Raw genomic sequence first — 23262 nt, forward strand, 5'->3', positions numbered from 1 at the left:
TACTTGATGTTTTTATAATAGTTTCTTTCGGTTGTTGTTAATTTATTTATCAAATTATAGTTTCATTACTTTTCTTGTTACAACGCCACTATCAGATTTTAGCCTTAAAATATACAGACCTGAAGTAAGGTTTGAAAAATCTATTTTTTTACTTTTAATATTCGATTCTCTAAGTATTTGTACTTTTTTCCCTGTAATAGATGTAATTTCTATTTCTAAATTATTTACGGATTCCTTAAAATCTATGTGCAATATATCAGTCGTAGGATTTGGATAAATTGTTAAATTTTCCATTGCAAAGTCGTTGGTACTTAAAACCATATTACTTAACATAATATTCCCATTGTTTCCTCCAACTGTGTTGTCATTCCTCCATAAAAAATAAGCGTTACTTTCATTCACATTCCAATTGTTGTAATCATTTATGCTATTTCTAAGAGAATTGATATCTCCTGAATCATTCCCGATATACACTCCGAAGTTTTGATCGTAAGGATTCGCCACATTTCCTCCTGTAACATCAATATTGAATCCTACAAGAGCTAGTGGTAATTCGCAATATGCGTTTCCACCTCCTATAGCCCAACCTGCAGCTTGAATACTGGTGTTTTCGACTCCATTCGTGTTTAGACCTGTTAGCCATGTATTACTAGTGTCATCTGGATGTGTCGCAGTATTTCCACTATAAATTAATATAGAGTCTCCTGCTGGTGAAAGATCAAAATCACCATCTGTTCCTACTAACTGATTGGTTGTTCCTACTAAAGTTTCAATTCCATTGATAACCGTAGTAACTGTTCCGTTACTTTCTAGTTTTAAAACAGTTCCAACAGCGTGAGAACTATCTGATGTCCATGAAAAAACATCATCTATCCCAAATGGACTTCCATCACCAGAAGTATTAAACGAACCATCGTCTTTCCAACTGCGGTTAGATATACAAATTGAAGTTCCTGGTTCTATATTTTTTAATAGAATAAAAGCAAGTTCTGCTATATTTCCAGCAGCTGCTTTATAGCCTACTATTGCGATATCTCCTGCAACTAATGTACTTGGATTTACTACTACAGGAGCGTCAAGGATATTGATTTCTGCTGGATTAATATTTATGGTACCAGCCGAAGATCCTGTTAATGTAATAATAACAGTTTCATTACTTTCAGCTGTACTATCATCAACCGCAACAATTATGATGTCCGTACTGTTTGTTCCTTCTAGTATGGTAAGTGTACCTGATAATGTATTATAGTCCGTACCTGAAGTTGCAACACCATCAACGTCATAAGTTACATTGATATCTGACGCTGCTTGAGTTCCTACGGGTAAACTAACTCTAAATACGCCATCAGTTCCGCCTTCAGTAGCATCTCCAATTGCTGTAACACTAATTTCATCAGAATTTGCTATAAGCGGCATTCCAAAGAATCCATCATAATTTGGCAACGTACCATCATCCCACAAAAAACTATGCGGATGACCACTTCCATTACCGTCATTGTCAAACCAACATGGATTTACATTTTGAAATTCGGATACCCAAACTACGCCTTGCATAAGCATATCATCAATAATAACTTCCGCATTAGGCTCCGTACTTCTAATATCTGTTGTTTCTCCAGGATCTGTGGCAATATTATATAATTTGAAAGCTGCCGTTGTATTGTTGTTTCCTTTTTTTACCACTTTATAATCTCCTCTCATTACGGCTCCATTTTGAAACCCTAATTGTGGACGCATTACATATATATTTTCTCCTGAACGTGCATCTTGATTTGCGATTACATCGTCCATAATAGATTTCCCTTCTAAAAGCTTTCCGGCAGGAACTGGCGCACCAGCTAAATCAATAAATGTAGGATATAAATCTAATGAAGATACTAAATGATCGTATGTTTGATTGGCAGAAAGTTGATCTGGCCAGTGAAAAAACATAGGCACACGATGTCCGCCTTCATCCACACTACCTTTTCCATTCGTAAGCGGATAATTTACAGCTCCTGCTTGCCTTAATTTCCCTCCATTGTCACTCATAAAGATAATTAAGGTGTTATCTAATATACTATTGTTTTGTAAGGCATTTTTAACTAAACCAACACCTTCATCCACAATGCTTACCATAGTAGCATATACAATTCTATCTTGCACTAATTCTTGTCTGTACTCTGCATCTGTTCCCGTCCAACTACTAGGAATATTAGCATTTAGGATATCTGGACTTGACGCCACTAAGGTCTCAAAATTTGGATTGTCTATCAAAAATTGATCTATTTTAGCTTGCGGTGCTTGCAAAGGCGTATGTGGTGCATTGTATGCTAAATACAGAAAAAATGGATCTGGATCTGCTGCATTAGTGTTAATATAATTAACTGCTTCTTCTGTAAGAATGTCCGTTAAATATTCAGTATTACCAAACTCAGATGCAGTTACGTACGTATTATTTCGCAACAGCGGAACTCTATATTCATTAGTTACAGGATTTCCGTTAGTAACACTGTTGTAATATTGCGCTTCATAATCAGATTCATAATACTGATGTCCACCTCCGAGCATTCCAAAAAAGTAATCAAATCCTCTGTTATTAGGTATAAATTCATTCGCAACACCTACATGCCATTTACCAATAGCTGCGGTATTATAAGAATTTTCTTGAAGCACTTTGCTAAAAAACTTTTCACTTGTTGTAACACCCAAAGGATTGTTAACACTGTTTTCTAAATTGTATTGCGCACAAACCCTATGAGGATATACGCCAGTTAGCAAAGCAGCCCTACTAGGTCCACAAAATGGATGTGCAACGTGTGCATTTTCAGCAATGACTCCATTTGCAGCTAACGCATCTAATTCTGGCGTAGGAATCACTCCGTATTCTGGAGGAAAGTTTGCAGGTCTATTAAACCCGACATCGGTATACCCTAAATCATCTGCAAATATTAGCACAATGTTTGGTCGCGTGCCTTGTGTTTGCGAAAATCCAATCAATGGAGTGACGACAATCAACAATTTGATAAAGGATAAAAGAAGACTATTTTTCATTATATGTTATCTTGGTATTTGATGATTTTTTTCAATTCAATTTCTACATGCTGTAAAACTAAATAGTATGAATTTGATAAAATTTGAAATACGTTTTTAAATGAACTATATTTTAATACGATATCTATCTACATATTTTCAACTCAAAAATAGCTGACTTTAACGAAAATGATTGAGTTTAAATTAACCTTAACTGACTCCATATTAACTCATCTTTACCTAAAAATTATCTTAAAGGTAATTTTTGACAGATATTAACTGAGGTCAAAAAAAACTTGCGATCAAAATTCTGATAAGAACTTCTAATCGCAAGCTGTAATGATTGTTTATAGATAAGGCTTGCTAATTGTACAAACCTTAAAACACGTTATTTTACTTTCTTTAATTCTTCGCGCATTTTCTCTAAAAAAGGCTTCATATCTTTGTATGATTTCCCTGTGATTTTAGACATTTTATTGTGATACAATTTACTAGCTTCTCTAGTTAATTCTTGTTTCTTCTCTTTCGAGATTTCATCATTCTTAAAAGCTTTGTTGCTCGATACGTAAACAGCAACCATTTCCATGCGAGCTTCAGAAAGTTCTGCTTGTTGTTTATCATCCAAACTGTACTCTGCAGCAGCGGCTTCAATATAAACTTTGTTTTGTCTTTCGTGATACTTATTTTGTCCGTATGTTGATACGAATGCCATAATTAATACAAGTGTAATAAGGATTTTTTTCATCGTAATATAAATTTTAAAGGGTTTATCAAATACTAATTAATTTTTCTTTTGCCAAATGCGTACATAATCAATTTCAAAATCGACAACGCCATCATCTTTTTTGCCTTCAGGGCTATTTAATTCTAAATCTTCTTTACTATCTGGAACACCATGCCAAGGAAATGTTTCTTGGTCAAGCCAGATTCTAATTGGTTTTGTCAGTACATAATTTTCATTTGTTCCGTTTCCGCCTTTATTTTTAGCGACATCATCATAAGCATTGATTTCTTCTTTCGTTACCGAAAAAAGTTTTATTCCATCAATATAATACGTAATTCCATTTTCATTCCATTCAATACCGTACACATGAAAATCGTCTGCAACTCTAAAACCAAGATCACGGTGTTCTGTATACGTTGTTTTTCCTTTTCCTAGTTTGCTCCAATCGTGAATAGACCACCATAACTCTCTGTCTTTTCCTCTTTCTTCTTTTTGTGGTTGTCTGTGATCTCCAAACATTTCAAACATATCAAACTCTGTACCGTTTCCTGTACCCCAAAAAGAACTCGTAACTTCGGCATCAGCGGCTTTGCTTCTGATTTCCATATAACCATATTTGAATAGTTTACGGGTAATTAAGCAAGCTGTGGTAATGTTTTCATACTTATATTCTACGCCTTGATATTTCTGAGTAGTATTGCTAAAAGGAAAATCAGGTTCCCATCTTGTTTCTAAAATAAGCATCCCATTTTCTAGTCTAAAATTTTTACCAGAAAACTGAGAAGGCGCTCTACCAATCCATTCTGTCTTCCCAGGTTGATCTTCATTAACATACGTTGGAACGCCATTTTCAAACTCACCAACAATACGCCATTTATCAGTATCTAAGTCTTTAGCGTTAAACTCATCACTTACGTCTGTATTTAATGTCCAATTTCCAGTATTTGAAGGATCAGATTTTGGAAGAACAGAAATCGTTTTCTGAGTTGCATTTGAAGCACTTTGTTTTTGATTTCCACAACTAAGCATCATCAAGAAAGCAAAGACTATTACTATATATTTGTAATAAGAAAATTGGTGTGTCATTTTATTATAATTATGATCTTGGATATTTTATGAAACAAATTTATGGATAAATCTAAAACGTTATTGTAGTGTAAATTACCCACTTATAAATAGAAATTACCCTTAATAACTTTCTGAGGAATAAATTGATGAAGAAGTTGAAAATAGGGTAAAATAGGACTATGAAATGATAATTGACACAATTTTTATAGACTAATAATGAATGTACTTTGTAGTGTAACAAAACATTATTTTAGTATAACTAAGTTTTTGCTTGAAGCGAAATGAAAAAAACACCAACACATTTTATAAGTTGCGATTGGGGAACGAGTAATTTTAGATTGCACGTTGTAGCACTTGATGCCTTAAAAATAATACACACATTAGCAACAACGAAAGGTGTCAAAGTAGTTTATGGCGAATTTTTACAGCAAGAAAAATTAAGTCAAACAGATTTCTTTGCTGAATATCTGCAAAAACAAGTGCAGCAACTACCAAAAGAACATCAAAACCATCTCATAATTGCTTCAGGAATGATTACCGCAAATATTGGTATGTCTGAAATGCCGTATGCGCAAATGCCTTTTCAAAAAGATGGAAGTTCGCTCTTATCAAAAAAAATAACACTCAATACTGGTTTAGAAATACTGTTAATCTCAGGTGTTTCAGATGCTTTTGGAATGATGCGTGGCGAAGAAACACAAGCCATTGGTCTTTCAGAAAATATGACGAATGAAGACAGTATCTTAATTCTACCAGGAACACACAGCAAACATCTAACGTATACAAACGGACAATTTACAGCGTTGAAAAGTTACATGACAGGCGAAGTTTTTGAATTATTAGCCACAAAAAGTATCTTATCAAATTCAATAAAAAAGACACCAATTAATTCATCATTAGAAGCACACTTTTTAAAAGGTGTACAACTTGGTGTAAAAGGTGAATTAAGCGCAAACTTATTTTCCATTCGTGCAAACGACTTAGCTAAAAAAGCAACACACGAAGAAAACTACTATTTTTTAAGTGGTTTACTAATAGGCGATGAATTGGCGTACTTAAAAGAAACGTCTCAAAAAATATACATAGCTGCGCCAGCTTCACTCTCAAAATTATATCAATTAGGTTTAGATTATATAATAGGTTCCGATAATTACATTTTATTTAATGAAGCAATCGTAGAAAAAGCAATCATTATTGGACAACAAAAAATAGGAATATAACATGACAACTACATCAAATTTTTCTTGGGAATTATTCAATAAAGTTCCAATTATAGGAATCGTGAGAAACATTCCTATGGAAACCGTAAAAAAAATTGCGCAAGCATACGTAAACGCAGGATTGACTACGATTGAAATCACGATGAATACCAAAGATGCTGATAAAATTATCTCATATTTAAGAACTAATTTCCCGGAATTAAATGTTGGCGCAGGAACGGTTTGCACAACGGAAGATTATGACAAAGCTGTAAAATCAGGCGCGCAATTCATTGTAACACCAATCATTGATGAAATTGTCATAAAAAAGGCTGTTCAGCAAAACATTCCAATATTTCCTGGCGCATTCACGCCAACCGAAATCTACAAAGCTTGGTCTTTAGGTGCGTCGGCGGTCAAAGTTTTTCCAGCTACACAACTAGGAGCTACCTATATAAAAGATGTTCTTGGTCCTTTAAACATAATAAAATTAGTGCCAACCGGAGGCGTTTCAAAAGAAAATATAAAATCGTTTTTTCAAGCTGGCGCAACAGGTGTTGGTATGGGAAGTTCATTGCTCAATAAAAAAATAATTGCAAATAATGACTTTAGTGCATTAGAAACATACTTCAAAAGCATTGTTGCAGAAATTCAATAAATTGTATCAGAAAAGCAGTTTAAATAAATAATTGTTAATATCATTATTAAATTATCAAATAAAAGAGTTATAATTATCAAATTATTTTTATTTATATTTGATATATATGAAATTGGTAATAAAAAATAACGATACACTCCAAAATAAACGTCTCAGTATTACGACGAAAGAGAAGCCATGTCTGGATTCTGAGTGGCATTACCACGCGGAATATGAATTAATTTATATCTCTGAAAGTTTCGGAATTCGTTTTGTGGGTGATGATGTTTCACAATTTACACCAGAAGACTTAGTATTAGTAGGTCCATATTTACCACATTTATGGAGAAATGACGTTTCTTATTACAACCAAACAGAAGATGAAATCTCTGTAAAAACGATTGTAACCAAATTTACAAGAGACTTTATAGGCGAAAACACTTTTAATAATCCTGAGTTTTCAGGAATTGACAAGCTTTTAAAAGAATCGAACTATGGTATATCTTTTGGTTCAGCACTAAGTAAAAATTTGCATGATGATTTAATGGTATTATCTACATTATCAAAAGCAGAACAAAGTATTGAACTATTAAATATTCTATTTAAGCTGTCGCAAACTACAGATAAAAAAATACTATCATCTTCAGATATGCGTCAATATACAACTGAAAATTCTGAGCGTATTGATCAAGTATTAAAATATATATCCGATAATTATATTTCTAACATAAGTCTCACAGATGTTTCAGAAGTGGCTTGTATGACAACGAATTCTTTCTGTCGATTTTTTAAGAAAATGACCAATAAGTCGTTCACGCAATTTCTAAATGAGGTCAGAATCAGAAACGCTTCTCGCTTACTAGTTCAAAGACAAGCATCGGTTTCGTCGGTTTGTTATGCAGTTGGATACAATTCAATAACCAACTTTAACAAACAGTTCAAATACATCATGGGAGCAACTCCTAAAGATTACCGAGAATCTTTATAGAACTATTTGCAACGCTACTTTGAAAAATAGCACTATTAGTTCAAGACAAACTATGGATACCATATTTTCTAAATTCCATAAAAACGATCAAAAAATAGCACAATTATCTTCCAAAAACCAATAAAGGTAAATAAGAGTTACTAAATGGTAAGTTATAATTAAAACTAATCCGATTTTGTATATAATTTAGTCGAAACATTTAAGCTGAGTAAAATCAGCTTGTAAACAAAAGATAGTTTTACAGATGAAAAGCCTTTTTATTACCTTAATCGCGATAACGTTTTCAACACAAATACTTGCGCAAGAAAAACCAAACATCGTTTTGTTATTTGCAGATGATGCAGGTTTTGCCGATTTTGGATTTCACGGTAGTGATGTCATGAAAACACCAAACTTAGACAAACTAGCCAAACAAGGTGTTCGATTTGAACAAGCGTATGTTTCCGATCCAACTTGTGGACCTTCACGCGCAGGATTAATCACTGGGAAATACCAACAACGTTTTGGCTTTGAAGAAAACAATGTGCCAGGCTATATGAGTAAAGTTTCTGCTGCAGATGGCGCACAAATGGGCGTTCCTACAGAAGAAGTTACTTTAGCTGATTACTTAAAAAAACAAGGATATCGTACTGCTTTTTATGGCAAATGGCATTTAGGTGGCGCAGACAAATTTCATCCAACCAAACGCGGTTTTGATGAATTCTATGGATTCAGAGGTGGCGCAAGGAGTTACTTTCCGTACTCAAAAGAACCTAAAAATAAACTGGATTTAATGGAACGCGGTTTAGGAAACTACCAAGAACCAAATGGCTATCTTACAGATGTATTAGCGGATGAAGCGATTACATTCATAGAAAAAAGTAACAAAGAAAACAATCCGTTTTTTGTCATGATTTCATTCAATGCAGTACATACACCAATGGATGCAACGCCAGAAGATTTAGCGCAATTTCCACAACTAACAGGGAAAAGAAAAACGGTGGCAGCTATGACATTAGCATTGGATAGAGCCGCAGGAAAAGTGCTTGACAGACTAAAAGCATTAGGATTAGATAAAAATACAATCGTTGTGTTCACAAACGATAATGGTGGCCCAACTGACAAAAATGCGGCTTCAAACTTGCCACTAAGTGGAACAAAATCCAATCACTTAGAAGGTGGAATTCGTGTTCCTTTTTTAATGAAATGGCCAGGAAAAATTAATCCAAATACTACGTATGAACATCCAATAAGTTTACTCGATATTTTACCAACGTTCTACGCGGCGGCAGGCGGAAACGCTGAAAAATTAAAAGACATTGATGGAGTAGATTTACTACCGTATCTGCAAAATGTTAAAACAGACAAACCGCACAATGTGTTATTTTGGAAAAAAGATGGACGTGGTACCATTCGTAAAGGAGATTGGAAACTCATTCGTTTTCCTGATCGTCCAGCCATGTTGTTTTACTTGCCAAATGATTTAAAAGAACTCAACGATCTTGCTGCTTCGGAACCTGAACGCGTCAAGGAAATGTATAAAGAATTATTTGAATGGGAATTAACGTTGGAAAGACCACGTTGGATGCTCAAAAAAAGCTTTGAAAAACTAGATATTGACAGGATGGATGACTATTGGGACATAGAAAATCAGCCAAAAAGTATCATAAAAAAAGAAACAAAGATCAAACAATAACAAGGTGAAAATATACATCTGATTTTTACAATGTTAATCATAACAAAAGTGGCGAAAATCACTAAAAACTAAATTTATCACAGCGTACATTCTCGCGAAAGCGATAAAAAAGATACATTAAAAACATGAGTACACATCATACATTAAAGCAAATACAGATAGGCGATTGTAATTGGACAGAAGGATTTTGGGCTGAAAAATTCAAAACCTGTGAAGAAGTAATGGTGCCTTATATGGGCAATTTATTATGTGGCGATATTGGACATGCCCTAAACAACTTTAAAATTGCCGCAGGTGAAAAAGAAGGTGAACACAAAGGTATGTTTTGGCATGATGGCGATTTCTATAAATTTATGGAAGCCAAAATGTACGTGTATGCGCATACCAAAAATGAGCAATTACTCCATGAATTAGATGGGTATATTGAGCTCATTGGAAAAGCACAAGAAGAAGATGGATACTTGCAAACGCAAATTCAATTACGAGCAGATGCCGATCGTTTTGAAAACAGAAAATACCATGAAATGTACAACAGCGGACATCTTTACATCAGCGCATGTGTACATCACAACATTACAGGAAAAACAAACTTTTTAGACATTGCCATCAAACATGCCGATTTGTTATACACGATCTTCATGCCAAATACAAAACACTATGCGCGTTTTGGATTCAACCAAACGCAAATTATGGGATTGGTGGAAATATACAGAGTAACAAAAAATAAAAAGTATCTAAAACTCGCTGAAAAATTCATCAACAATCGCGGTACATACGAAATAAAACATGATGCAACAACAGTCGGTTATCCTATCGGAGATATGGTACAAGAACGCACGCCGTTTCGAGAAGCTGAAGAAGCTGTCGGGCATGCAGTTTTAGCACTATATTATTACGCTGGTGCAGCAGATGTTTATATAGAAACTGGCGAAAAAGCATTGCTAAACTCATTAGACAAACTATGGGCGAATGTAACAGACAAAAAAATGTACGTTACAGGCGCGGTTGGTCAAGCACATTATGGCGCATCGACCAATTTAGATATGATTGAAGAAGGTTTTATTGATGCGTATATGATGCCAAATATGACCGCTTACAATGAAACATGTGCCAACTTATGTAACGCAATGTTCAGTTATAGAATGTTACATATTCATGGCGATTCAAAATATGCAGACATCATAGAATTGGTATTATATAACAGTGGTTTATCAGGAATAAGTGTAGAAGGAAAAGATTATTTCTATGCAAATCCGTTGCGAATGGTGAACAATACAAGAGATTATCATTCACATAAAGACATAACCGAAACACCAAACAGAGAACCATATTTAGAATGCTTTTGCTGTCCGCCAAACTTGGTGCGAACCATTGCAAAAGTATCTGGTTGGAGTTATAGTATTACGAAAAATGGAGTTGCTGTAAACCTTTACGGAGGAAACAAATTAGACACAAAACTTACAGATGGATCTCCAATAAAATTAACGCAAGTCACTGAATATCCGTGGGATGGAAAAGTAACCATTACAATAGACGAATGCAAGAATGAAGCATTTGACATGCAATTAAGAATTCCAGTTTGGTGCGAAGGCGCAACGATTTCAGTAAATGGAGAAACTGCGGAAGCTGCACAATCGGGAACATTTGCAACGATCAATCGCGCGTGGAAAAAAGGAGATGTCATTACATTAAATCTTCCGATGGAAATAAAACTTGTAGAAGGTCATCCAAGAATTGAAGAAGTACGAAATCAAGTCGCTATCAAACGCGGACCAATTGTATACTGTATAGAAACACCCGATTTACCAAAAGGAACAGAAATACTAGATGTGTATTTTAATGGAAATATTCCACTAAAAGCACAACACAAAAAAGACTTTTTAGGCGGAGTAACAACTATAGAAGGCGAATTATTATTACGAAAAGACAAAAAAGAAGGTATGTACAGAACTGTAGAAAAACCAACGTGGGAAACATACAAAGCGCAATTTGTGCCTTATTTTGCTTGGAGTAATCGCGGTCAGGCCGAAATGACAGTATTCATGCCAATCGTTTGGAACTAAATAATATGCATTATAAAAAATTACATACACTATATCTAAAACTGTTTTTAACGGCATGCATTGTTATTGCTATAACTACGCAAAGCTTTGCTCAGAAAACAGGAGAAAACGGATCTTTTAAAGAAGTGTTCAAGGAATTTCCTAGACAAGACAAAAATCTTCGAAAATGGGATTCGCCCGTAATTGCTGACTTAGATCAAGATGGATATCCTGATCTGTTAATTAACGATCATGGTTTTGGGATACAAGTACAATGGAACAATAAAGGTAAATTTTCCAAACCGTATGATATTATTATGGGAGATTTACACGGTATTTCGGTTGGAGATTTTGACAAAGACGGGAATTTAGAAGTCATTATGTCACGTGGTGGCGGCTCGGGAAGTAATGCTCGAAACTCTAAAATATTTCGAGTAACTAAAAATCGTGAATTCATTCCGTTGCCAGATTTCAAAGAACCGTTGGCATTAATGCGAGGTCGTACGGTTGCGTTCATTGATGGCGATAATGATGGCGATTTAGATTTGCTAAACTTTGCATTTCCAGATGCTTCTAAAAAAGGACAAAGCGAAAATTACATCTATGAAAACAATGGAAAAGAAGAATTAATTCTCAACAATACGCTTCCTGCAATCAAAGTAGATGGACAAAAAACAATGGTAACTGATTTTAATAACGATCAAATACTAGATATTATTCTCTACGGAAATGGCGCGCTAAAAGCATATCAAGGAAATGGCGGTTTAACGTATAAAGATGTCTCAAAAAAAATATTACCAAAAAATATAACCGAAGTTACAGGCATTGCAGAAATAGATTTTGACAACGATGGCGATTTTGATTTATATATTACTAGAGGAGAAGATTTCAAAAAAGGAGAAACATTCTACGACAAAGAAACAAAAACGCTAGGTTTCTTCACAAAACGCGGACTCTTTCAATTAGAAGATTTGCCTGTTGGCGATTTGTTAACGTTGGAAAACTTTCAGTCGCAATGGCCAAATAATGATACATATTTCATTGGCGAATCGTCTTATGATTATGAATTTCCAGGCGAAACGCATTCAGGAAAAAACATTCGACTTGTAAATAGTGACGCTTTAGGTTTTCCCGACAATGCCAATTACAAAGAAAAAAAAGGTTGGTATATTGGCTATGTCGGAAATGAAAAATGGCGTATTGCAGGGTTTTTGTGGGCACCAGCAACAGGAATCATTCGCAATGTAAAGAACTATCCAATAAGTAAACATTCAGAAGGATTGCATGATATCTTATTAGAAAATACAGGTAAAAAATTCAAAGATGTAACCAAAGAGAATAATTTATACTTCAAAGAACATACAACAGCAGTTACTGTAGCAGATTTTGACAATAATGGTTATCAAGATATTTTAGTTGTTAAAAGAGGGAATTTAATTCACGCGAACGCATCGATCATTTATCTAAACAAAAAAGGAAAAGGATTTGAAAAACTTCAAAAGCACGGAGTTATTTCTTCAGAACAAGGTGCAATTGGCATGGCGGTCGAAACAATCGATTATGACAAGAACGGAATAATTGATGTAATTATTGGCAACGAAAGAGGAAAATGGCATCTATTCAAAAATGAATTAGCTACTGCAAAAAATAACAATTACATCACGATTGAAGTTGGAACATCAAAAGAAAATAAGGTTTCACCATTAGGTGCATTTGTTGAAATTTCTTCATGTGAAAATACGCAAACAAAACGTGTTGGTGCAACTGGCGCAATGTATTCCTTAAGCTATGATACATTTGTACACTTTGGAAGAAACACATGTGATGAATCCGTAGAAATCAAAGTAACATGGTCAAACGGAGAAACAATCACACAAAAAGCAACAGGAGACACACAGAATATAAAAATTGGGAATTAACCCAAAAATAAACAATACCCTATGAGTTCATTCAAAAAAAATGCCTTTACATATGCAACTATAGTTGCCTTAGGTGGTTTTGTATTTGGTTTAGATGCCGCCCTAATTTCGGGAGCTTTCAAATTCATTACAGCAGAATTTAATCTTAATGAATGGCAAGTAGGCGCACTTGGTTTCGGACCAGGAATTGGCGTATTGGTAGCATTGCCACTAGCCGCTTGGGGAAGTAACAAATATGGACGAAAAGCCACACTAAAAGTCATTGCGGCATTATATCTAATCTCCGCATTAGGCTCTGCATTTGCACCTTCGTATGTAACCTTACTTGCAGCACGTTTCTTAGGAGGTTTGGCATTTAGCTCAATCACGTTGGCAGCGATGTATATTGGCGAAATTTCACCTGCAAAATGGCGCGGAAAGTTGGTTTCAATGACGCAAATAAACATCGTTATAGGACTTACAGCGGCTTACTTTATCAATTATTGGATATTGCAAGCTACTAGTTCTGATGCAGAATGGGTAACTTCTATAGGTTTAAAAGAATACACTTGGCGATGGATGTTAGGAATAGAAATCATTCCTGCATTAATATGGTTTGGATTACTTTATACAGTGCCAAGAAGTCCAGCTTGGTTAGTTTACAAAGGTAAGCATGAAGAAGCAAAACAAACACTAAAAAAAGTAATTCCTGAAAATGAAATAGAAATTCAAGTTGCAGAAATGCAGCAAAGTGTTTCAGAAGGAAATCAAGACAGGTCGGTTGGTTCGCAACTAAAAGAAATTTTTAGCTCCAAAATGAGCATCATTGCTGTTGTGGCATTAACGATGGCACTTGTGCAACAATTTACAGGAATCAACGCAGTGTTAACATATGCGCCAACTGTAATGGAACAACTTGGCTTAGGAGAACAAGCAGCATTTCAACAAGCCATTTGGATAGGTTTGGTAAGTGTGATTTTTACAGTCTTATCACTCGTTTTAATTGACAAAGTAGGAAGGCGACCAATGATGATTTGGGGATTAGTTTGGGTAGTTTTAAGCTTAGGAATTTGCGCGTATGGTTTTGGAACTGCAAAATATGAAGTAACTGAAAAAGCAATTTCTGAAATGCAAGACATTCCCGAAATAAACAAACTCACAACTTTAGTTGGAAAACAATATGCAACAGATATTGAATTTAAAGAAGCAGTAAAAGGTGTTATGGGAGAAATCTCTGCAAGAGATAATTCGAGTACTTTTTTGCAAAAATCAGCCGTATTAAATGCAGCATTAATTCTATTTGGTATTTTGAGTTTTATTGCCGCTTTTCACTTTTCAGTAGGACCAATAATGTGGGTTTTACTTTCTGAAATTTTCCCGATTTCTTTGAGAGGAATTGCAATTCCATTCTTTGCATTAATATCAAGTGTAATTAGCGCGTTGACGCAATTTTTCTTTCCATGGCAACTCGCTAATATGGGCGCAAGTTCAATCTTTCTTTTCTATGGAGGAATTGTATTTGTTGGATTAATCATTCTATATAAATACTTACCAGAAACGAAAAATTTAACGATAGAAGAAATTCAGGCAAAACTTGAAAAGAAGTAAAACTATAAAAAAGAAAAAACGATGAAAATGAATAGAAAAAACACGGCATTTCTTTTTCTGATAACGATATTTTTAATGGTTGGAAACATCTCTTGTTCTGATGGGAATGATCCTGAGCCAGAGCCAATTGCTACTGTTGATCCAGAACCAGATCCAGCTCCGAATCCCGATCCTGAACCAGATCCAACTCCGAATGCAAACTTTCCATTATCAGATCAAGATAATGCAGGTAATTGGGTTTTAAACACTCAAGTTAGTGACGAGTTTAATGGTGCAGTTTTAGATGAGACTAAATGGCAAATTCAAGGGAAAGACGGTATTTATAAATCCAATTTTATTGGAAGAGCACCTTCGCAGTTTAGCACAGAAAATGCTATCGTAGAAGATAATAAACTTAAAATACTTACAAAATGGGAGCCTAATTTTGCTTTTTCTACAACACCTCAAAATGGCGTTGCTTACGAAAACATTACGACAGCAGCAGTTATTAGTAAAACACTATTTCTATATGGTTATATGGAAATTAGAAGTAAAGCGGCTAATGCAGAAATAACGAGTTCTTTTTGGACTACTGGACCTGGAGCAGGATCATCAATTCCGAATAAATCTGAATTAGATATGTTTGAAATGTTTGGAGGACACAAAACGAATCAAGATTGGAAAAAAAGATTAAAAGTCAACATGATAAGTTGGGAGCCAAATAATGATTACTATTCGCCTAGTGGCAATGGACCTGCGTATACTAGAAACGTTCAGGCAGAGAATAATACTGCAGACGATTTTCATGTTTATGGATTTGAATGGACAGCAGAATATATTAAAGTATATATAGATGGAGAATTGCACCCAAACGGAACTTTTTTAAAGTCGGAAGTAACAAATAATGGAGCAGATCCAGACAGATGGGTTACTGATGTTGCGTATTGGATTTGGTTTGACTCAGAAACATTTCCTTGGCTAGGCTTACCAGAAGCTTCAGACTTAGCTTCACCTGCAGAATACCAAATAGATTACATAAGAGTTTGGCAACAAAACTAAGCTATTGAAAAAGTTTAAACAAGCTCAATACTAAAATAGATAACCTATTATACACATGAAAAAACAGGCGTTATTACTTGGTCTTATATGTATTATACTTCTCAACGGATGTGGTACAAAATCTGTATTTAAAACACCAAAAGAAGAAGCTCTTGCCAAGATAGAAACCCTTGAGGGTCTAATGAGCAAAGCTAAAACAAACTCTATTGATGTCACTAGAGAAGAAACCACACTTTGGTTCTCAAAAGAATTTATAAAATTTGCTGATTGGGATGAAGCGAATAAAACTGCCATAGCAAAATTATTTAGCTATGAACGTTATTACAAAGACAAAAAAGATTCACTTGCTGAAATGTTACCCGATTTTGAACGTAAAAAAGTCATTCAAATATTAGATAAAAGTATTGATGATTTACACAAAGAACTTAACGGTGAAATTAAACGTAGACCTGTTGCTAAAGTCGATTGGAAAAACGCTAAAGCTGCGGACAATATGTTTATAAGTAACGGAAAACCTTCTTTTCCTTATGATTACTTCTCAAAAACTGTAGGACAGCCGCTAACAAACGAAGCCGTATATAATGATCACTTAGGCGCAATTTATCATGGAGGTGAAAATTTATATCCTGTAGATCATGATCGTGCTATCAATTCGTTCCTACTCAAAGAAGATGGCACGTTTGATGAAGAATTAATGAAAGAACTTACGAGCATTCCAGATACCAATATTGGTTTCTTAATTTATTGGTCAATGGGTATTCCAGAATGGGCAGAAGCTAAAGAACCAGAAATCAGAAAAGGACGTTCCTTATTTACAGGTTTTGATATTGACAATCCTTTGGCGAGAGAAATATGGGGGAAAATTATACGTCGTACCGGAGAACTCACTAAAGATAAAAAGGTAACTGAACTAGGATATATTTTCGCAAACGAACCACATTGGTATTCAGAAAAAGGACATTGGACAGGTAGATATAAGGAAATGAATGACATATCTTCATACACCTTAAATAAATTCAAAACTTGGTTAAAAAACAAATACGATGGCAATATCAATGCGTTAAATAAAAACTGGGAAAGTACATATAAAGATTTTAACGCTGTTGAAATAGAAATACCGATTGATATAGCATTGACAGGAAAACCAATGTGGTATGATTGGAATAGATATCACATGGATAGAACTACGGAATGGTTCAAATTCAATCAAGATGAATTACATGCCGTAAATCCAAATGCTGATACTCATATTAAACTTTTTCCACGTACTTTTTATGAAGATTCACGCTCACACGGAATGGATTTTGAAGCACTTACAGAATTAACCACCATGATCGGACACGATGCAAAAGCGTTGGGTAGTAAAAGTATTAGACCGCATATCAATTCCGATTTTATAGAAAAATATACTTACAAATGGGGCGGAATGGCAATCCTACACGATTTCTTAGAATCTGTAAGTCCAAACAAAATTAATGTCAATTCTGAATCACATTTTTTATCGTCTGGTCAATGGAGAGACTTAGATGCGCGTACCAGTTATGTGCGTAATGTATATTGGTTATCTACCTTAATGGGGATGGATGCAAATATGGGATGGTTTTGGGCACGTGATCCAGATGGTTCGCCTGAAGATCGTTTAGAAGGTGAACTCAATTTCTTTGATCCAGGCTTAGGTGGCGCATACGCAGGTTCTAACAATATGCAACCACATATCGCTAATGAAGTCACTCAAGTAATGCTTGATTTAAACACCTACTCAGAAGAAATAATAAAACTTCGTGAACAACCGCGTCCACTACGTTTTTTCTATTCAGAAACTTCCGCCATCAATACGCCTAAGTACATGACAAAAACGAACAAACTATACAAATCTTTATTTTTTGAAGGTTTGCCATTAGGATTCGTCACAAAAAACATCATTGAAAAACAAGACAACAGTACTTGGAACACAGTTGTAGTTTACAATACCGAATATGTAACCGATGCTGAATTTACAACGTTACAATCGTATTTAGACAATGGAGGAACCGTAATTTTAGATTCTTCTAAGAGTTTATCCATGAATGAATATGGTGAAAAACGTACTCAAAAATTAACTTCAGGCAACGGAAAATTGATTGCTTTAAAAAATGCTGATATTGTTGAAATCAAAAAAACTGCCTTAGCAGAAGTAGCAGATCAAATGCCAGATGTAATCATTGAATCTGATAATGGGAACGAATTCAAAACAACAATAAGTAGAGTTGTCAAGCAAAAAGATGGTTCTTATTTGGTTAACTTATTAAACATTGGTCATAATACGACCAAAATAAAATTGTCTTTAAAATCAGGTGCGCCAATAACAATCAAAAACATCATGACTTCTAATGCTGTTGATGCTCAATTTAATTTGGCATCAGAAGAAGTACTATTACTAGAAATTAAATAAAAAACACTGTTGATAACAGATAATTTTGGCGATTGAAACTGGTCTTAATTTTCTGAAATTGTCATGTTTGAAAAAAACTAAAACATTAATATCATTTGTATGAGAATCCGTTTTATGTCACTCATGCTTTTATTCCTTGTATTTAGTTGTAAGTCGAAACAAGAAATAAAAGTTCACACACCAAAACAAAAGCCAAATATCTTGTTCATTGCCATTGATGATCTACGTCCAGAAATTGGCGCATATGGTTCAAAAATAGCAATTACACCAAACTTGGATAAATTTGCGAGCCAAGGATTACAATTCAATAATGCATACTGTCAGCAAGCCATTTGCGGTCCATCACGTGCAAGCGTTCTAACGGGAATTCGACCAGAAACGAGTGGCGTTTTTCACAATTACATTAAATTTCGAGAAGTCAATCCCAAGGTCATCACATTGCCACAACACTTTATGCAGCATGGATATGAAACAGTATACACAGGAAAAATTTTCCATCATGGAGATTTAGACGAACAATCATGGAGCAGATTAGCAGCAATTGATAGTATGACGTCAAAAGGAATCAAAAATCCAGTTGGTTTTGCATTGAAAAAAAATAACCAAGAAAGAGCTGAAACAAGAAAAGAAATGGTTGCTAAATATGGAAAAGTAGCCAAATATGGTTTGGCTTCTGGCATTGCCTATGAAGCTGCCGATGTATCCGATGACACCTACAAAGATGGCTACAATACTACTTTGGCAATTGCAACGATGAATGACTTGTTAGCAAAAAACAATCAAAAACCATTCTTTCTAGGAGTTGGCTATAACAAACCACACTTAAATTGGGTAGCACCAAAAAAATATTGGGACTTATACGACAGAAACGATATTGCTCTTGCATTACAAAAAGAAGCACCACAAAATGGCGCGACAATGGGTTTGCATCCATCATTTGAACTTCGAGTAAGAAGCGGAATTCCCAAAAAAGGAGACATCGATGAAGAATTGGCAATCACTCTAAAACACGCGTATTTAGCGTGCGTAAGTTACGTAGATGCACAAGTTGGGAAAATGATACGTGGATTGGAAGAAGCTGGAATTCGCGATAATACCATCATCATCATTTGGAGCGATCATGGATTTCACTTAGGCGAAATGGGTATTTGGGGAAAAGCCACCAACTATGAAATTGCCACAAGAGTTCCGCTACTAATTTGGACACCAAACATGCCAAAAGGAAGTCGTGGAAAAACAACAGACGCATTAGTAGAATTAGTAGACATATACCCAACACTTTCAGATTTTGCAGGTATTGAAACGCCGGCACATGTAGAAGGTACAAGTTTTAAACCTCTAATAGACAATCCTAAAGTAACATGGAAAACAGCGGCTTTTAGTCAATTTCCAACACCTGCATTGCGAGAATGGGGCGCATTTCCGTTACGACCAGCCATGCGGGAAACTTATTTTGGTCCATTATTAAAAGATGTAGAAAAACGAATAAAAAAACAACTAGGTGAAAAATGGGATAGAGAACTCTTTGAAAATAACTTAATGGGCTATGCCATGCGAACCGAACAATACAGACTCATTGTTTGGAAAGACAGAGCCAACCCCGAAAAAGAACCAGTTTTTATAGAAGTATACGATCACAAAAATGATGCTTTAGAATCGATTAATATTGCCGAAAATTCTCCCGAATTAGTAGCGCAACTCATGAAACAATTTAACAAAGGTTGGAAAGGAAACCTTCCAAGTAAATAACAATACACACATGAAACGTAGAGATTTTTTCAAAAAAGGAACCAAAGCCGTCATTGCAGCAGGAATCGTGCCGATGGTAGTTACGTCATGCGCGAGTTCTAAAGATATGATTTATGATGAAGCGAAAGACAAATGGTATCATTTAGGAACAGGAAAAACAGGGACACCAAACCGAAAACCAGTAGTAAATTATGAAGTTGCTGTTATTGGTGGCGGCGCGGCAGGAATCTGTGCCGCAGTTGCATCTGCGAGAAATGGTGCAAAAACAGTGCTCATTCAAGACAGATCAGTTTTGGGTGGAAATGCATCTAGCGAAATACGCGTACATCTAAATGGAGTTAATAATATAAAAGGAAAAGCTGAACGCGAAACAGGAATTATTGAAGAAATACTACTGCACAATCGCTTCGAAAATGAACAAGAATCTTTCCCTGTATTTGATCATGTATTGTATGATTTTGTGGTACGTGAGCCAAATTTGACATTGATGTTAAACACGCAAGCTGTTGAAGCAGTTATGGGCGGAAACAAGATAAAATCTGCACGTTGTTGGCAATCAACCACAGAAAAAATGTTTACCATCAATGCGCCTGTATTTATAGATTGCTCTGGTGATGGATTGCTAGCAGCAACTGCTGGTGCGGAATATAGAACTGGGCGAGAAGGAAAAGCAGAATTTAACGAAAAATACGCACCCGACGAGCCAGACGGTTGGCAAATGGGCGCAACACTCTTAATGTCTTCCAAAGACATGGGTAAACCAATGAAGTATTCGCCGCCATCATACGCTGTAAAATACACACATGAAGGCGGACACAAAAGGAGAAAATTTGCAGGATTTCAAGATGGAATTTGGTGGATTGAAGTTGGAAGTAATGACGATATCATCGCAGATGCTGAAACAAACAGGTATAAATTGATGGCATATTTACACGGTGTTTGGGACTTTATCAAAAACTCTGGAAAATTTCCAGAAGCTGAAAACTTAGCCTTGGATTGGGTTGGTTCGTTGCCTGGCAGGAGAGAATCGCGTCGTTTTATGGGAGATTATATCGTTTCAGAAAAAGACATGACACATCATAAAAATTTTGAAGATGCGGTTGCTTTTGGAGGTTGGTCTTTAGACGAACACAATCCTGGTGGCATAGAAAACATAACGGAGCCTCCAAGCTATTTTCATTACCATTTCAAAGAAGTATATCAATTTCCGTTCAGAAGTTTATACTCAAAAAATATTTCAAACTTATTATTTGCGGGACGAAACGTAAGTCAAACACACATTGCACTATCATCTAGTAGAATTATGGCAACCTGTGCATTACAAGGACAAGCCGTAGGTACTGCCGCTTCTATGTGTGTAAAAAGAAACGTTTTGCCAAGAGAAATTGGTCAAAAATATATCAATGAACTGCAAGAACAACTTTTGCGAGACGATGTGTTTATTCCAAAACGACCTGCAAATGATTCAAATAATCTTGCAAAAAAAGCGAGTTTACTCTTTGCTTCTTCAACAACTTCGGGAGATGTGAAAAATTTGATCAATGGAATATCAAGGGATATTTATGGAGAAATAAACCATTGGCAATCCGATGGTTTACTTGCGGAAGTTCAATTAGAATGGGAAAACGCAATCTCGCTATCGGCAATCGAATTAAAATGTGATACCAACTTAAAACGTAATATCATGATGCGAAAAGATAGTAGAAACGATGACTTATATGGAAATGGTATCCCTAAAGAAATGTTGAAAGCACTTAGTTTTGAAGCTCGTGTAAATGGACAATGGAAACAAGTTGGAGAAATTACAGACAACAGAACGCGTTTAATTAAAGTAAAATTAAACACATTAAAAACAACCGCCATACGCATAAAAATGACCGAAACCTACGGTGCAAAAAATATAAAACTATTTGAAGTACGTTGTTACGCTTAAAAAATGATGCAAAATTTAAAAATAGTAAATTGGTATCTAATTCCATTATTGGTAATTTTCAATAGTATTATTTCTGTTGAAAAAAACACCAATTTTAAGGAAATAAAACACGAAGTTACCATACAACATCCTGGAGAAAAAGAACCAATCATTTCCACGCTGGTAGAAGTTCAAAATAGTGACGGATTGCCTATACACTATTACATGGATGTAAAATCGGTAATATGTCTTGCGGAAGTATGTAAAGTAATTCCTGTAACTATTTTTTGGAATGCTATTGGCGAATATCAACACTACAAATTACAAAAAGAGGCAACACTTGAAAAATATGAAGCTGATAAATTTGAATCAGAAGATTACACAAAATTACACAGTATATTAAGCAATAAAAATTCACCATTCAAAGATGTTTATATTGATGAAATTTGGACAGTACCAAGCAGTCTTAATGATGATGTAGATGCCATTTCGGGAGAAACTATCTTGGAGCTAGACGAGAAAGATACTGTAAAAGGAGCGGCATTAACATGTTATACGTTATGGCATTGGGCAAATGGCGAAATCATACAACATATAAAAAATACCACAGGAAATTCTGCTTCTAATGCGCAACTAAAACAATTCATTACACATGAAAACAAAACTTTTTTCAACATTGCAATAAAAGAATTAAAACAACGAAAACTATACACAATGGTTTTTGCAACAGTTATTGTAAAAAGAGTTTTAAAAAATAAAACAGACCTAAAAACAGCGCTGTCATATATAGAAACGACACCAACGGAAATCTATTTGACTTCACTTTCAGAAGTATTTACCAACGGAGAAAAAGAACACCGATTGCAAGCAATTCATTCCTTGAAACAATATGATTCTATTATCCCAACGTCATATTTAGACAAGCTAACCGCTACATTTTCCTCGATACAATCCTATCAAGAAATCACTTTATTGCTAGAGTTAATGGAAAAAAAGAATTCAAACTCTACTACAATTATCAAAAATACAATACCACTTTTAAACGGTAATTTCTTAATTGCAAGACGTGCGTATTGGTTTTTAAAAACTCAAACACTTACAAATGAACAATCTAGCATACTAAACAAATTTTACAAAAAAAATAAAGAGAAACTTTAGTATATTCTCACAAAATAATAAAGATAAAATACTGTTGATAATAGATAATTTTGACGATTGAAATCGATCCCAATTTTCAGAAATTGTAGTGTTCGAAAAAAACTAAAATATTAATATCATTTA

General features: G+C 34.9%; 15 protein-coding genes. 12 read left to right on the top strand and 3 right to left on the bottom strand.

Annotated elements, in window-relative coordinates:
• Window positions 1–54 precede the first annotated feature (54 nt).
• The 3 genes from IMCC3317_RS22525 to IMCC3317_RS22535 form a co-directional block, all read right to left on the bottom strand.
• The gene (locus IMCC3317_RS22525) at window positions 55–3033 is read right to left on the bottom strand and encodes a sulfatase-like hydrolase/transferase (RefSeq protein ID WP_160131715.1); all 2979 of its coding nucleotides are present in this window, start codon (window positions 3031–3033) and stop codon (window positions 55–57) included.
• A gap of 367 nt (window positions 3034–3400) precedes the next feature.
• Window positions 3401–3757 (bottom strand): hypothetical protein, encoded by a 357-nt coding sequence (locus IMCC3317_RS22530; RefSeq protein WP_160131716.1) that lies wholly within the window; start codon window positions 3755–3757, stop codon window positions 3401–3403.
• Between the two features lie 36 nt (window positions 3758–3793).
• Window positions 3794–4822 carry a family 16 glycosylhydrolase gene (locus tag IMCC3317_RS22535; RefSeq protein WP_160131717.1) on the bottom strand — a complete coding sequence of 343 codons (1029 nt, stop codon included), beginning with the start codon at window positions 4820–4822 and terminating at the stop codon, window positions 3794–3796.
• 263 nt (window positions 4823–5085) lie between these two features.
• Between IMCC3317_RS22535 and IMCC3317_RS22540 the strand changes: the two genes are divergently transcribed.
• From IMCC3317_RS22540 to IMCC3317_RS22595, 12 genes are all read left to right on the top strand, one after another.
• On the top strand, window positions 5086–6024 hold the full coding sequence (locus IMCC3317_RS22540) for a 2-dehydro-3-deoxygalactonokinase (RefSeq protein ID WP_160131718.1): 939 nt from the start codon (window positions 5086–5088) through the stop codon (window positions 6022–6024).
• A 1-nt stretch (window position 6025) separates the two neighbouring features.
• The gene (locus IMCC3317_RS22545) at window positions 6026–6661 is read left to right on the top strand and encodes a bifunctional 4-hydroxy-2-oxoglutarate aldolase/2-dehydro-3-deoxy-phosphogluconate aldolase (protein WP_160131719.1); all 636 of its coding nucleotides are present in this window, start codon (window positions 6026–6028) and stop codon (window positions 6659–6661) included.
• A gap of 106 nt (window positions 6662–6767) precedes the next feature.
• Window positions 6768–7628 (top strand): AraC family transcriptional regulator, encoded by an 861-nt coding sequence (locus IMCC3317_RS22550; protein ID WP_160131720.1) that lies wholly within the window; start codon window positions 6768–6770, stop codon window positions 7626–7628.
• 244 nt (window positions 7629–7872) lie between these two features.
• Window positions 7873–9303, top strand: a complete 1431-nt coding sequence (locus IMCC3317_RS22555; RefSeq protein ID WP_160131721.1) for a sulfatase — start codon at window positions 7873–7875, stop codon at window positions 9301–9303.
• A gap of 125 nt (window positions 9304–9428) precedes the next feature.
• Window positions 9429–11366, top strand: a complete 1938-nt coding sequence (locus IMCC3317_RS22560) for a glycoside hydrolase family 127 protein (protein WP_160131722.1) — start codon at window positions 9429–9431, stop codon at window positions 11364–11366.
• 5 nt (window positions 11367–11371) lie between these two features.
• Window positions 11372–13264, top strand: coding sequence for a CRTAC1 family protein (locus tag IMCC3317_RS22565; protein ID WP_160131723.1), 1893 nt, complete (start codon window positions 11372–11374; stop codon window positions 13262–13264).
• A gap of 21 nt (window positions 13265–13285) precedes the next feature.
• Complete coding sequence (locus IMCC3317_RS22570) at window positions 13286–14851, top strand: MFS transporter (RefSeq protein ID WP_160131724.1); 1566 nt, start codon at window positions 13286–13288, stop codon at window positions 14849–14851.
• Window positions 14852–14878: 27 nt separating this feature from the next.
• Window positions 14879–15889, top strand: coding sequence for a family 16 glycosylhydrolase (locus IMCC3317_RS22575; RefSeq protein ID WP_160131725.1), 1011 nt, complete (start codon window positions 14879–14881; stop codon window positions 15887–15889).
• A gap of 55 nt (window positions 15890–15944) precedes the next feature.
• Window positions 15945–18320, top strand: a complete 2376-nt coding sequence (locus tag IMCC3317_RS22580) for an alpha-amylase family protein (protein ID WP_160131726.1) — start codon at window positions 15945–15947, stop codon at window positions 18318–18320.
• A 201-nt stretch (window positions 18321–18521) separates the two neighbouring features.
• Window positions 18522–20069, top strand: a complete 1548-nt coding sequence (locus tag IMCC3317_RS22585; protein ID WP_317172562.1) for a sulfatase — start codon at window positions 18522–18524, stop codon at window positions 20067–20069.
• A 10-nt stretch (window positions 20070–20079) separates the two neighbouring features.
• The gene (locus IMCC3317_RS22590) at window positions 20080–22002 is read left to right on the top strand and encodes an FAD-dependent oxidoreductase (RefSeq protein ID WP_160131728.1); all 1923 of its coding nucleotides are present in this window, start codon (window positions 20080–20082) and stop codon (window positions 22000–22002) included.
• A gap of 3 nt (window positions 22003–22005) precedes the next feature.
• Complete coding sequence (locus IMCC3317_RS22595; protein WP_160131729.1) at window positions 22006–23139, top strand: hypothetical protein; 1134 nt, start codon at window positions 22006–22008, stop codon at window positions 23137–23139.
• The last annotated feature ends 123 nt before the right edge of the window (window positions 23140–23262 follow it).

It is taken from the genome of Kordia antarctica, assembly GCF_009901525.1.
Taxonomy (GTDB): domain Bacteria; phylum Bacteroidota; class Bacteroidia; order Flavobacteriales; family Flavobacteriaceae; genus Kordia; species Kordia antarctica.

Coding starts and splice junctions, on each gene's coding strand:
- IMCC3317_RS22535 (WP_160131717.1), bottom strand. CDS start 4,822: ATGACACACCAATTTTCTTATTACAAATATATAGTAATAGTCTTTGCT.
- IMCC3317_RS22590 (WP_160131728.1), top strand. CDS start 20,080: ATGAAACGTAGAGATTTTTTCAAAAAAGGAACCAAAGCCGTCATTGCA.
- IMCC3317_RS22550 (WP_160131720.1), top strand. CDS start 6,768: ATGAAATTGGTAATAAAAAATAACGATACACTCCAAAATAAACGTCTC.
- IMCC3317_RS22555 (WP_160131721.1), top strand. CDS start 7,873: ATGAAAAGCCTTTTTATTACCTTAATCGCGATAACGTTTTCAACACAA.
- IMCC3317_RS22580 (WP_160131726.1), top strand. CDS start 15,945: ATGAAAAAACAGGCGTTATTACTTGGTCTTATATGTATTATACTTCTC.
- IMCC3317_RS22540 (WP_160131718.1), top strand. CDS start 5,086: ATGAAAAAAACACCAACACATTTTATAAGTTGCGATTGGGGAACGAGT.
- IMCC3317_RS22570 (WP_160131724.1), top strand. CDS start 13,286: ATGAGTTCATTCAAAAAAAATGCCTTTACATATGCAACTATAGTTGCC.
- IMCC3317_RS22575 (WP_160131725.1), top strand. CDS start 14,879: ATGAATAGAAAAAACACGGCATTTCTTTTTCTGATAACGATATTTTTA.
- IMCC3317_RS22560 (WP_160131722.1), top strand. CDS start 9,429: ATGAGTACACATCATACATTAAAGCAAATACAGATAGGCGATTGTAAT.
- IMCC3317_RS22545 (WP_160131719.1), top strand. CDS start 6,026: ATGACAACTACATCAAATTTTTCTTGGGAATTATTCAATAAAGTTCCA.
- IMCC3317_RS22595 (WP_160131729.1), top strand. CDS start 22,006: ATGATGCAAAATTTAAAAATAGTAAATTGGTATCTAATTCCATTATTG.
- IMCC3317_RS22525 (WP_160131715.1), bottom strand. CDS start 3,033: ATGAAAAATAGTCTTCTTTTATCCTTTATCAAATTGTTGATTGTCGTC.
- IMCC3317_RS22530 (WP_160131716.1), bottom strand. CDS start 3,757: ATGAAAAAAATCCTTATTACACTTGTATTAATTATGGCATTCGTATCA.
- IMCC3317_RS22565 (WP_160131723.1), top strand. CDS start 11,372: ATGCATTATAAAAAATTACATACACTATATCTAAAACTGTTTTTAACG.